The following is a 12126-nucleotide window of genomic DNA, read 5'->3' as shown; positions in this document are numbered from 1 at the left end:
ATACCTGTAACTTTTTCGCATGAGAGTATTACTGGCAGAAGATGAGCCGCACCTGTGCGCTCAGATAAAGAAGCTCCTGAATGCTGAAGGGCGCGTGGTTGATATAGCCCGCACCGGAATGGAAGCCCTTCACTTGGGGTCAACTGAACCTTACGACGTCATAATCCTGGACGTTGGCCTTCCAGAGCGGGACGGTATTTCGGTTCTGCGCGAATGGCGCGACGAAGGCGTTAAGACCCCCGTTTTGATCCTGACCGCCCGAGACGGCTGGAGTGATCGCGTTGATGGTTTGGACGCCGGCGCGGATGACTATATGGTCAAACCGTTCCACATGCCGGAATTGGCCGCGCGAATACGTGCAATTCTGCGTCGCCAAAGTGGGCAACTTAATCCCCTGATCGAAATGGGTGATGTGGTTCTGGATCCAAAGAACGGTCGCGTGACCGTCAAAGGGGTCCCTGTTGAATTGACCGCTCAGGAAATTGCGGTCCTTGGCTATCTTTGTCACAACCGTGGTCGCCTGATTTCCAGAATGGAGCTCTCGGAACATATCTATGAATATGACGGGGATCGGGATTCAAACACGATTGCCGTTTTCATTACGCGCTTGCGCAAAAAGCTGGGGTCCGACCTGATCAAAACGGTCCGGGGCCGAGGTTACATGATCGACAGCGAATGATGTTTTCACTTCGTGAGCGGGCATTGTTGGGGGGGGTTCTATCCGGTGCCGTGTCCGTCGGAGTGAGCACTCTGGCCGTGTTTTCCTATATCAACGCAAGAGTGTCGGACCAGTTTGATACCGCTCTTCGCGACCGCCATACTCAACTTGTGGTTGGTCTGAGCGTGACGACTGAAAATCCCGATGCATTGCGCGGTTTGATGTTTGATCCGGCCTATGGTGCGCCCTATTCAGGGCGCTACTGGCAAGTGACAGGAAGCGACGGTGAAATCTATACCTCGTCTTCTTTGTTTGACGAAACATTGGCCGAACCCGAGGCCGCGTCAGAGGAACCAGCCCTGTGGAATACGGCAGGTCCGGACGGTGAGGCTGTTCGGAGTATTTATCAGGAAATCTCATACGAAGACGGAACAGTCTGGGGGGTCAGTGTCGCTGAAAGCCGCGCGCAACTTTTTGAAGAAAGGCGCGCAGCACAGCGCAGCCTGTTGCCAGCCTTTGCGCTGCTTGGGCTGATTGGCGTTGCGGGTTCACTGCTGCTGGTGTCGGTCATTATGGGTCCTTTGCAAAAGCTAAGGAACGACGTGGCCCATCGTTGGGACACCGATGAAGGATTGAAGCCGGAAGACTATCCCGAGGAAGTGTCGCCGCTTGTTGAGGAACTCAAACAGTTGTCGCGCCGAAATCGCGATATTGTCGCGGGTTCCAGAAGACAGTCTGCGGATCTTGCCCATGCTTTGAAAACACCCACGGCCATTTTGCGCAACGAATTGATTAACATTTCCGAAAGTGGGTCCGAAACGGAAATTGCCGAAGAAGCCTTGGATAGAATTGACGCGCAGCTCAGCCGCTCACTGGCAAGAATGCGGGCCATGAACACGGCGGAACTGAGTCATTTGCAGACGGACCTGTCGAACTCGATCGACCGGCTTGCGCGTTTGTTTTCGTCTATGGCGGAAAGAGAAGGCAAAACATTCGAGGTTACCCGCCCTTCGGGGCTGTGGGTGCGTATGGACCCGCAGGATATTGAAGAGGTTTTGGGTAATCTCATGGATAACGCCCTGAAGTGGTGCCAGTCCACGGTGCGCGTGTCGGCGAAATCAAAATCTAAGACCATCGAAATCTGCATAGAAGACGACGGACCGGGAATAACCGAAGAAGATCGGCGCGAAGCTTTGCGATCCGGGGGGCGGTTGGATACTTCGGTCACAGGCAGCGGCTTGGGACTGGCGATCGCGGTCGATTTGCTTAATGCTTATGGCGCGAAGCTGGACTTGGGAAGATCCAAGAAGCTTGGAGGGTTGGAGTGCCGCGTGATCGTTTATTCTGGAAGCGGAAAGGCCGTGTCCTGAATGAATTTCCATTTCGATAAATAGCCTGGAATTACAGTAACAAGATAAAATCTATTGCGCTTGGCTGGCAACGAATTTGTTCAGGAAAGCCAGTGGGTTTTGCTCTGATTGGCCGACATCTATTTATCGTCAAAAATGATTAACCCGGCCAAAAATGTGCTGGAAACAGAAATGTCTTGGTGCTGCATTTCGAATGACGAGAGAAATTGAATTTCTCAGATATTTTTCACGATTACAGAGCGAGTTTTGCAATTCAGTGTGTTCATTTAGGGTAAAAAATCCGTTCATCTTTGATTAATGAGCGGTTAATTTCGGGTAGCCTAAATGCCAAATGGGCGACTTCTTGACGGCAAATTCATCCCGCATCTTGTCAAAAATATCTTGATGTAGTGGAGAGCGAAATGTCGTCAGGACGTGTCTGGGGGTCTTCGAAATCGCAACGTTTTTTGTTGCCTAAGGAACAAGCAAAATCTTTTGCGACCCAAGAAGATGGTGGGTTAACTATTTTTGCGGTGTTCCTGTTTCTCGCCATCTTTGCTTTGACGGGCATTGCAGTGGACGTCATGAACTATGAGCGCGACCGCGCCAATCTTCAGTGGACACTTGATAATGCCGTGCTGTCGGCCGCCAGCCTTGAGCAAAAGCTGGACCCGGCAGAAGTTGTGCAAGCCCATTTGGACGTGCGCGGGTTGGGAGAGTACCAAAACAGCATCAGTGTTCAGGATGACTATCTGGATCGTACTGTTACCGCCAGTTTGTCGAAAAGGTTCTCTACTAATTTCATGCAATTCAGCGGTGTGGATTCGCTGCCGATGAACGTATCATCTGCGGCAAATGAAGCTGCTCCGCATACCGAAATTTCCCTGGTTATCGACATTTCGGGCAGTATGGGAAGCAACAACCGCATGGAGTTGATGCAGGCAGCGGCCAAGGCTTTCATCACAAAAAGCCTGAGCAGGAACGAGGACCCAAGCACTGGTCAAAAATCTGATAAACAAACTTCGATCAATGTGGTTCCATTCGCAGGTCAAACCAACCCGGGCGCCACAATGTTTGAATACTTGGGTGGCGAGCGTTTTGGGACAACGACCGAAGAAGACCACTTCCAGGAATGGGAGCAGGACGTGTCGAACGTCGTCTTCTGGTTCGACACAGATAGTCCGAGTGATGGTGTAGCGGATTTTTCAGCGAAAATTGAAGGGTATCCGGGTAACGATGTTGAACTTTTCAACAAAGATGACGTGGATACCTACCATCACTACGTGAAGGACTTCATCATCACCAAAACTGCGGCCCTGCCGGAAACTGCTACGATGCTCGGGGCATCCATCAAAGGCGGTAAACAGACTACGCAGTACTTCAGCCTTGATCATACGGTTACGACTGACGGGTCTACCAAATTCAATCAGGTGGATTTGGAGTATCAATTCGACGAGTTCTACTCCTACGTTTCGACCATTCCAAACAATGTGTCGTCCTGTCTTGAGATGGAATACTCGGACTTCATGACCTCTGAGCTTCCGTCGGCGTCGAATGTTCAGGTGCCTTATTTCGTGAACTGGGACTATGATGAAACCACTCAGAACTGGGGTTGGTGCCCTGATGATGAGATGAGCATCAAGTACGCCCAGAACGATGAGCTTCTGCTGAACAACTTCATCGACAATCTGCGCCTGTTTGACGGTACCGGAACCAACTACAGCCTGAAATACGCGCTGGCATTGCTGGACCCGTCGTCACGTGACGCCTTCGCGCATCTCAGCGCAGCAGGTGAAATTCCGGCAGAGTTCGCGAACCGCCCGCTGAACTGGGATCATGAGGACACCTCGAAATACATCGTGATCATGACGGACGGCCGCACAAGCCCGCAGGTTCGCCCCACCGACCAGATGGAAGAGGAAAACGGTCTGACGGAACTGATATCCCGCCCGACGGAAGACACGACCATTACGTCTTCGCAGACGACGAACCTGCAACTGTTCAAGCAGCAGTGCGAATTGGCCAAAGCGAATAACGTGATTATCTATGCCGTTGCTTTCGAAACGTCCGATCAGGCAGCCGCCGAAATCAAAGCGTGCGCCTCATCGCCGTCCCATTACTACGAAGTAACGGGTGATGAGATCATCGACTCGTTCGTATCCATCGCAGGTTCGATCCAGAAACTGAGACTCATCCAGTGAGGTCAGAGTAAAGGTCGGTTACTGGAGAATTGCTTCGATCTTGCCCAGTGTGGTGACGTTGACAGCTACTCCGGTTTCCTGCGCAGCAATGCGTTTGGCGCACCTCCCGTCCCCGGGCAGGTGCGCCCCGTCTTGTGAACGAATATCCGAGACAAGCTCGGCGATACTTGATGCAAATGCGCCGTCGGACGTGGCCGACGGGTCGACGGCAATAAAGAATTGCCCGGTTTTGGGCGGCCCTCCGGCCGTTCCGGAAAAGGGTGACGCGTTCAGGCCCAAGGTCGCTCCTGTCAAAGCGGCCGCCATAATTTCGGTAAGCAACGCGACGCCCACACCCTTGTAGCCCCCCGAAGGCGCCATGGAGCCCTTGAGACCGACATTCGGGTCGGTCGTGGGGTTGCCGTCAGCGTCCAGCGCCCAGCCAACGGGAATGGGCTTTCCTTCACGGGCATGTTTCATGACTTCGCTTTTGGCGATGGTGCTGGCGCTCTGGTCGATCAAAAGGGCAGGTTGGCCGTCCGTGCCGGGAGCGGCGATCGAGAAAGGATTGGTTCCAACCACGGGCTTGGAGCCGCCCGATGGCGCGATGGATGCCGGTGCATTGGTAAAGCCCAATCCGACCAAACCGGCTTGAGCCAGGCGATAGGTATGATACCCAAGGACACCGCAGTTATAGCTGTTGCGGATGGCAAGCGCCGCGATGCCCTGTTCACGCGCGGCAGGGATCAGCGCATCAAACCCGGCGTCAATTGCCGGATGCGCAAATCCTGTGGCAGCGTCCACCGCCACCACGCCGGGTCGGGGCCGCGACAGAACCGGTTCGGCCTTTCCATCGACCTTGCCACACTGAACATGTTCACAATAGATCGGGATGTAGGCGAGGCCGTGGCTGGCGACGCCGTCTGCCTCGGTTGCGGCTGTGGCAATGGCCAGAGGGCGCGCATTGGCCTCGCTGGTACCGGCTGCAACAAGTGCGCGAAAGGCGAGGTCTTCGATTTCGGTCAGGGTCAGGGTGCGAGTTTCAACCATTTCAACCTCTTCAATCGTTGTCGGACAGGCCCGCTCCGGCACCGCGTAGGCGGGATTCCTCGGTCGCGGGGGCATAGGTGCGATGGGCAAAGCCCGTCAGAGCGGACCAAGCCGCAGGATCAGGTGTTGCGCGTGAGTGCTGCCGTTGGGTCGGGGGCGCAACCTGTTCTAACCGCACAGTAACGGATTGGGCTTGATCCGGCATCGGCCCGGTCAGGTGCAGGGCAATCCCATCAGTTTGTGCCTCCGTGCCGTCGATCGTGATCGCGACGCTTTTGTTCAATATGCGTGCCACGTTGGATACGAACGGCAGCAATAGGGTCGGCGTCGTAACATTGGTCAACGTGACCGGTGCGGCCTCTAATACCAACGCGCTGTCTGAAAGCGCACAGCCAGTGGCAAGCGGACACAGCACGTCCGTTCCGGCCCAGCCTTCGCCAGAATTACAGGGCACGTGCTTTTCGGGCGAGCGCGACAGATCTTGCTGCAGCAAAGATGCAAGCGCCGCCACGCCGTCCAACCCTTGTGCGCAAAGCCAGCGGGTCGCCTTTCCCGCCTCTTCCGCATGCCCCCAAGTGTAACCAGCGCCACGGGCGGCACGTTTGGAGGTCGCCTCAATCTCGTTTAGCGAAAAACTCATGCTGCAGGCTCCAGGTAGACCCAAGTATCCGCCGTGTCATCAGACAATTCTTCGGGATAGGGCGCGCCCGCATACATGCAGATCCGAACCCAGCGATCGGAACGCGGATCGAAATGCGTCGCGCCAAAGAACGAAAGCTTGGCACGCAACATGTCTATGGGCATGACATCGGCGCTGATCGTATTGTCGCGGATTTCTCCGTAGGGGGCGACACGCCCGATCTGTACGCGCCGGATGGTGTGCCGATGTTCCGGGTGCTGCAACAAGAAGTCGCGGATCGGGGTCTCGCCGTCCCAGTCAGCAAGCTCCTTATACGCCGTTGCAGCGTCCCGCGCGGGGGCCAAGGGTTGCTCGTATTCGGCGATGGGTTCCTCAAACCGTTCACCCAATCTGGGTTCCAGCTTTTCCTCGGACACATACCAGGCGCGGGCGCAATTCGGCTCGGCCGCCCAATCCAGTTCAAGCGCCCAGTCAAAGTTGCTCAGGATCAGTTCGCGGACCTCGGACACCGGCATCGCACCGTCGATGATTTGCGCATTCAGGTTGCTGTCGGCCATGCAACTTGCCAACCCGTCCACCAGATCGCCATAGGGCTCCAGCATCAGCGACGCGAGAAGTTCCTGACCTTCCTCGCTGAGCGCGTCCTCAGCCCATGTGATTAGCCGGTCCCACGGGGCGTCCTGCGTCAGGACATCCCCGTCCAGATGTTTCGAGATTGCCTGAATGTCTGAGGTCAACGCCGCCAGTTTCCTGATTTGGACAGGATGCTCGGATCGCCACCACGACATCGACAATGTGCTGCGGTCAAAAATGTTCTGGAACTGCGCAATTTCCGCGTCAGAGGCGCTGGGCAAGGACCGCACGCGCGAGATCGCCTCTTCGCGCACCATGATCCAGTTGTTGAACAGGATCGGATGGTTAACGATAAACGGCGCCATACCCAGCCCTGTCGAATTGCCAATGCCCAGCCAGCGGGCGATGTCGGGGTCCAGATCGGCTGTATTCTCGCCGCCTTTGACACGGGCCATGTGCTGAACCAGATCGCGGACAAATGTGCGGGTCAGGTAGACCGATAGCATTTCGGTCTGGAACGGGGCGTTAAATTCCGGGCGGCCAGCGGTTTTTTCCCGGTCCGCCGCGCCGAATTTGCCAGAGCCGTACACGGCCGTCGTGCGCATCAGGTAGCCGACGTCGTAAATTTGATCGAGGTCCGGTTGTTGACCATCGGCCAGCCTGTCGACGACGTGTGCCCATAGGCGCACAGAACGGTTTGCGCGCGACAGGGACAGCTCGTGCTCACTGACGCGGCCAGCCTCCTGCAATGGAACGTTCTGGCCAAGGCGTTCAATATCCTGCGCGGTCGGAACGCCGTCGAACAGAGTGAAAGTGGCATCCCAAGCTTCGGCAATCACCCGGTCAGAGCGTTTTTCGGGGGGCAGGTCATGTGCGAAGGCGACCAGCGAATAGGCATGGTCCGGGCCTTGTGCGGTATAGACGGCGTGGCCGACCCCGTTTGCGTCGATGTCAAAAGCAGGTCGGGTAAAGGTCCATTCTTCGCGCGCCATGCGTCGCGTCAACTGCCGCATAAAGCTGAGGCGGCATTGGTGCAGCGACCCCAGCCGCGACAGGCGCATGACCTGAGCGGGGTCTCTGCGGGCGATATGGCGTCCGGTTACGTTCATTTCCCCATTGGTCCGAAATTTTCGTCGAAGAAACGGTACCAGTTACCGCCCATGATACCCGAAATCTCAACTTCGTTCATACCAACCGCGCGCAGCCCTGCCTCGATATTTCCGAAATCGCGGTTGTCCTGAAACCAGCTGGGCATCGACGGAAAACCGGGGGCCGAGGCCGAGCCTTCGCCATAGTCGACCTCTTTGGTCCAACGCCCCACACGCATCCATTCGACCACGCTGTCGGGCTGGTCCTGACACAGATCGGTGCCAATCCCCAGATGCTGAACGCCGAATTTGTCGGCAGTGCGGGCGATCATCTCGCAAAAGCTCTCTAATGTGCAGGCAGACTTGTCTTTCAGGTGATGAGGGTAGACCGAAAAGCCCAGCATCCCACCGTTTTCCGTCACGGCCCGGATCACCGCATCGCGCTTGTTGCGCAGCGCGGGGGCCCAGTCATGTGGGTTGGCATGAGTGATGGCGATGGGACGATCCGAAATCTCAGCGGCCTCGATGGTCGAACGGTCTGCGGAATGGCTCATGTCGACCACAAGGCCCACGCGGTTCATTTCTTTGATCACCTGCTTGCCCATGCGGGTGATGCCGGTGTCTTCTGCCTCGTAACACCCGGTCGCCAGCAGGGACTGGTTGTTATAGGTTAGCTGCATGAACCGCGCGCCCAGATCGTGCAGGATTTCGACCAGACCGATATCGTCTTCGATGGGCGAGGGGTTTTGAAAGCCGAAGAATACCGCCGTCCGCCCGGTTTTCCGCGCCGTGTCGATATCGCTGGCCCAGCGGCCTTTCATGATCAGGTCCGGGTATTGCTCGAACCAGCGGTTCCACTTTTCAAAGTTCAGAACCGTTTCGCGGAAGTTTTCATGATAGGCGATGGTGACGTGGATCGCGTCCACACCGCCTTCGCGCATTTGCCGGAAAATTTTTTCCGACCAGTTGGCGTATTGCAGACCGTCGATGCGCATTAGACCGGCGTCCCGGCGCTGATGTATGCGGTTTTGACTGTGGTGTAGAATTCCGCTGCCGCCTTGCCCTGTTCGCGCGGCCCGTATGAGCTGTCTCCGCGCCCGCCAAACGGCACGTGGTAGTCGGTGCCGGCGGTGGGCAGGTTGACCGTCACAACGCCAGTGCGCGCGTTGCGGCGGAAATGGGTGGCGCGGGCCAAAGATTTGGTGACGATGCCCGAGGTCAGGCCGAAATTGGTGTCATTAACGACGCTCAGCCCCTCATCATAGCTGCCGACCTTGATGACGCTAGTCAGCGGCGCGAACATTTCTTCGCGGTTGATGCGCATGTCGTTGGTGGAGCTCAGAAACACACCCGGCGACATGTAGAACCCGTCATGGGGCATCTGCAGTCGCGCGCCACCGCAGGCGAGTTCCGCACCCTCGGACTTGCCCATCTCGACATAGGCGAGGTTTTCCTGCAACTGCTGTTCGCTGACGACCGGCCCCATCTGGGTGCTATCCTCCAACGCGTGGCCGACCTTCATGGCCTGCGCCCCGTCGATCAGCTTTTCGACGAACGCATCGTGGACCCGTGCGTGAACGACCAGACGCGACGAGGCCGTGCATTTCTGCCCGGCGCCGCCGAATGCGCCACCTAGCGCCAGTGTCACCGCCAAGTCCAGATCGGCATCGTCCATCACGGCCAGCGCGTTCTTGGACCCCATCTCCATTTGTACCTTGGTCAGATTCTGAATGGCAGCGGCGGCAATGCCCTTGCCCACAGGCACCGATCCGGTGAAAGAGATCGCGTTCACCTTGGGGCTTTCCACCAATCGTTGACCGATGCTGCGCCCTGACCCCATCACAAGGCTGAACAGACCCTTGGGGATGTCCTGCCGTTCAATGATTTCGGTCAGCGCTACGGCCGAGGCCGGGGTGATGTTCGCAGGCTTCCAAACCACTGCGTTGCCATAGCACAGCGCCGGTGCGATCTTCCACGAAGCAGTCGCGGTGGGGAAGTTCCACGGGCTGATAATGGCGACAACGCCCACGGGTTCACGCCGCACGTCAATCTCAACGCCGGGGCGGACAGAGTCGGCGTTCTCACCGATTTGGCGCAGGCATTCAGCGGCGTAATAGCTAAAGAACTGACCGGCGCGATAAACCTCGCCCTTGCCTTCGGCCAGTGGCTTGCCCTCTTCCCGCGACAGTAGCGTGCCCAGTTCCTCAGCCCGGGACATGAGTTCGGTGCCAATGGTGTTCAGAACCGCTTGCTTGCGCTCGGGAAGGTAGGCAGCCCACTCAACCTGCGCGGCACGCGCCTGGTCCAGCGTGGCGTCCAACTGATCTGCACTGGCCTGCGCGAAAGTGCCAACCAGATCGCTCAAGTCCGATGGGTTGCGGTTCTCGATTTCGGATTCACCTGCCAGCCATTCGCCGGCAATCAGGTTCAATTTGGTCACAATGCGCCCCAGAGTCGTATTTTGGTCGCGCTTAGAGTGCGGGGGCCTTGAGGTATCAGTCAAATTCAAATAAATTGATTAAAATTCAGAAAAACTGAAGTATGCCTATCAAGATTGAGACATTGCGGTGCTTTTGCACCGTGGCGCAAACCGGCAACCTGATGGAGGCCGCCGATCGGCTGGGTAGAACCCAGTCCGCCGTTTCAATGACGCTGAAGCAGTTTGAAGATCACCTTGGTAAGAAGCTCTTCGAAGGTGAGCGCAAAAACCGCCTGTCCCCGCTGGGTAAGCAGGTGTTTGACTTGAGCCTGAAGCAACTGCGTCAGTTCGATCAGGCGGTTCTGGATATCGAAGCCGCTGTGAACGCTGAACACGGATTGTTGCGGATCGTATCCGTGCCATCGGTGGCGGCAATCGTATTTCCCAAAGTTTTGCAGCACATGACGCAGAATTTTCCGGGCGTGAAGGTCGAACTGCGGGATACGGATACCGCGCAAGTGCTGGACGCGTTGACCGAAGGAAAGGCTGATATAGGCATTGCTTCGGGGCACCATGCGTTGAACGGTGTGACGGCTCTGCCGCTGTTTGAAGACAGGTTTGGCCTTGTCTGCGCCGTGGACCACCCCTTGATGACACAAACTAGCCCGCTGGTGATTGACGATATTCTATCGGTGCCGTTCATTCGGAATGCGCTGTGTGACTTGATCCAGTCGCCGCGTTTTCATGAGGCGATCGGACAGGCCGACATCACCATTCACAACACACATTCCTTGATCACTATGGTCCGGACAGGGAATTGGGTGACGGTTCTGCCGCAGACCGTCGCCGATTACATTCCTGAAGCAACGGCGTTCCGTCCGATCAAAGACCTGCCGGAACAACGGCAGGTCTATTTGTATGTAAGCGAACGGTCCCGCTTTCCTGATCTGACCAATGCGACAACCGAATTTATTCTGTCGCACGGCTCCTAGTCCGAGCCTGACTTTACATCTCCGGCAAAACGCGCTGCGTTTTCTTTTGCAAAGGCCGATGCGTCCGCCGCCGCGTCCCAGAACTGAGGATTTGCCTTGGGTATTGTCAGCGCCTTTTGAACAGCGGGGCGTGCGTCCATGCGTTCGAACCAGGCATTCAGATACGGTAAGCCATCGACCTCGACCCGGGCCCAGACATAGGCGCGCGCCCACGGGTAAAGCATCATATCAGCGATTGTGTACTCATCCGCGGCGATCCAGTCGCGCCCTTCCAGCCGGGTGTTCATGACTTCAAGCAACCTGCGGCTTTCGTCGACATAGCGGCGGATCGAAAACGGCTCTTCGTGGCCGTTCGGGGCCGCGATATGCTGGAAATACATGGCCTGACCCATCATCGGACCAATATGGCCCACCTGAAAGAAGACCCATTGCATAACCTCGGACCGTTTGACCGGATCGGTTGGCAGGAACTTTCCGTACTTTTCGGCTAAATGCCACAAGATTGCGCCGCTTTCAAAGATCGCACGCCCCTCTGACCGGTCAAAGATCGTAGGGATCTTGCCGTTGGGATTCAGCGCCAGATAGTCCGGGGCCTTTTGTTCCTGTTTTGAGAAGTTGATATGCGTCAGGTCGTAGGGAACGCCCGCTTCTTCCAAGAAGATGACGGGCTTGTATCCGTTCATCGTTCCAGCGGTGTAAAGATGAATATCAGGCTGCGACATCGTCTACCTCTGCGAATAACTGGGCCAAATGGGCTTCAAACCATAACTAATCTGTCTCGATCTTCGGAATTTTCAACGTGTTTACCGCCCACTTGGTCGGGCTGGCACTCAGTTTCCAGTGGCGAATTCATTCGGTTGTGAGCTATTTGAATATTGAGTTTGCGCGTGCTTTTTTCGATGGCCTGTATCGGCGCAGCGAAGCTTTGCCCGAGGCTTACACAGAATCCGAAGTTGTCAAATCGCAATAAACCGAAACAAATATATGATAATTTCGCATACGCTGTTTTGGTTTACGTAACGCTTGATGGGCGGCGCGCAAGCGTGCTTGAGTTTTCCTACCATTCCGGCACCTCAAGCCGTTGGTCAAAAAAACCGGAAAGCTACTGCTTTTTGATACTGTTTGCAAAGTGCGACACCGACCCAGATCGGACAAAAAACAGCACCGTGAACGCCCA

General features: G+C 56.2%; 10 protein-coding genes. 4 read left to right on the top strand and 6 right to left on the bottom strand.

Translation table 11 applies throughout. From position 1 onward, the window contains the following. The first annotated feature begins 19 nt into the window (after positions 1–19). From GOX75_RS12295 to GOX75_RS12285, 3 genes are all read left to right on the top strand, one after another. Positions 20–679, top strand: a complete 660-nt coding sequence (locus tag GOX75_RS12295) for a response regulator transcription factor (RefSeq protein ID WP_171123494.1) — start codon at positions 20–22, stop codon at positions 677–679. Then, positions 676–2028 carry a HAMP domain-containing sensor histidine kinase gene (locus GOX75_RS12290; protein WP_171123492.1) on the top strand — a complete coding sequence of 451 codons (1353 nt, stop codon included), beginning with the start codon at positions 676–678 and terminating at the stop codon, positions 2026–2028. Before GOX75_RS12295 ends, GOX75_RS12290 begins: the two co-directional genes overlap by 4 nt. A 401-nt stretch (positions 2029–2429) precedes the next feature. Beyond that, positions 2430–4208 (top strand): Tad domain-containing protein, encoded by a 1779-nt coding sequence (locus GOX75_RS12285; RefSeq protein WP_171123489.1) that lies wholly within the window; start codon positions 2430–2432, stop codon positions 4206–4208. 18 nt (positions 4209–4226) lie between these two features. Here the strand turns inward: GOX75_RS12285 and GOX75_RS12280 are convergent, their stop codons facing one another. Genes GOX75_RS12280 through GOX75_RS12260 form a run of 5 tightly spaced genes read right to left on the bottom strand, consistent with a single transcriptional unit; the run spans position 4227 to position 9978 of the window. Further along, positions 4227–5237, bottom strand: a complete 1011-nt coding sequence (locus GOX75_RS12280; protein WP_171123487.1) for an Ldh family oxidoreductase — start codon at positions 5235–5237, stop codon at positions 4227–4229. Between the two features lie 10 nt (positions 5238–5247). Further along, the gene (locus tag GOX75_RS12275) at positions 5248–5877 is read right to left on the bottom strand and encodes a DUF3726 domain-containing protein (protein WP_171123485.1); all 630 of its coding nucleotides are present in this window, start codon (positions 5875–5877) and stop codon (positions 5248–5250) included. After that, positions 5874–7559: a hypothetical protein gene (locus GOX75_RS12270; RefSeq protein WP_171123484.1), complete on the bottom strand. Its 1686-nt coding sequence runs from the start codon at positions 7557–7559 to the stop codon at positions 5874–5876. The genes GOX75_RS12275 and GOX75_RS12270 overlap by 4 nt, the downstream gene beginning before the upstream one ends. After that, a complete protein-coding gene (locus tag GOX75_RS12265) occupies positions 7556–8533 on the bottom strand; it encodes a membrane dipeptidase (protein ID WP_171123482.1) in 978 nt (325 codons plus the stop codon). The genes GOX75_RS12270 and GOX75_RS12265 overlap by 4 nt, the downstream gene beginning before the upstream one ends. Beyond that, positions 8533–9978 carry an aldehyde dehydrogenase family protein gene (locus GOX75_RS12260; protein WP_171123480.1) on the bottom strand — a complete coding sequence of 482 codons (1446 nt, stop codon included), beginning with the start codon at positions 9976–9978 and terminating at the stop codon, positions 8533–8535. Before GOX75_RS12260 ends, GOX75_RS12265 begins: the two co-directional genes overlap by 1 nt. 101 nt (positions 9979–10079) lie before the next feature. Here GOX75_RS12260 and GOX75_RS12255 point away from each other — a divergent pair, with 101 nt between their 5' ends. Then, entirely contained in the window at positions 10080–10949 is an 870-nt protein-coding gene (locus tag GOX75_RS12255) for a LysR family transcriptional regulator (RefSeq protein WP_171123478.1), read from the top strand. Here the strand turns inward: GOX75_RS12255 and GOX75_RS12250 are convergent. Beyond that, positions 10946–11671 (bottom strand): glutathione S-transferase family protein, encoded by a 726-nt coding sequence (locus GOX75_RS12250; RefSeq protein ID WP_171123476.1) that lies wholly within the window; start codon positions 11669–11671, stop codon positions 10946–10948. The genes GOX75_RS12255 and GOX75_RS12250 overlap by 4 nt on opposite strands. Positions 11672–12126: the final 455 nt, after the last annotated feature.

It is taken from the genome of Ruegeria sp. HKCCD7251 (genome assembly GCF_013031165.1).
GTDB lineage: Bacteria > Pseudomonadota > Alphaproteobacteria > Rhodobacterales > Rhodobacteraceae > Ruegeria.
The sequence above is the reverse complement of the archived record's forward strand: the minus strand, read 5'-3'. Positions and strand labels throughout refer to the sequence as shown.

What these genes read in the sequence shown, in the direction of transcription:
- GOX75_RS12295 (WP_171123494.1), top strand. Translation starts at nt 20, where the DNA reads ATGAGAGTATTACTGGCAGAAGATGAGCCGCACCTGTGCGCTCAGATA.
- GOX75_RS12290 (WP_171123492.1), top strand. Translation starts at nt 676, where the DNA reads ATGATGTTTTCACTTCGTGAGCGGGCATTGTTGGGGGGGGTTCTATCC.
- GOX75_RS12285 (WP_171123489.1), top strand. Translation starts at nt 2,430, where the DNA reads ATGTCGTCAGGACGTGTCTGGGGGTCTTCGAAATCGCAACGTTTTTTG.
- GOX75_RS12280 (WP_171123487.1), bottom strand. Translation starts at nt 5,237, where the DNA reads ATGGTTGAAACTCGCACCCTGACCCTGACCGAAATCGAAGACCTCGCC.
- GOX75_RS12275 (WP_171123485.1), bottom strand. Translation starts at nt 5,877, where the DNA reads ATGAGTTTTTCGCTAAACGAGATTGAGGCGACCTCCAAACGTGCCGCC.
- GOX75_RS12270 (WP_171123484.1), bottom strand. Translation starts at nt 7,559, where the DNA reads ATGAACGTAACCGGACGCCATATCGCCCGCAGAGACCCCGCTCAGGTC.
- GOX75_RS12265 (WP_171123482.1), bottom strand. Translation starts at nt 8,533, where the DNA reads ATGCGCATCGACGGTCTGCAATACGCCAACTGGTCGGAAAAAATTTTC.
- GOX75_RS12255 (WP_171123478.1), top strand. Translation starts at nt 10,080, where the DNA reads ATGCCTATCAAGATTGAGACATTGCGGTGCTTTTGCACCGTGGCGCAA.
- GOX75_RS12250 (WP_171123476.1), bottom strand. Translation starts at nt 11,671, where the DNA reads ATGTCGCAGCCTGATATTCATCTTTACACCGCTGGAACGATGAACGGA.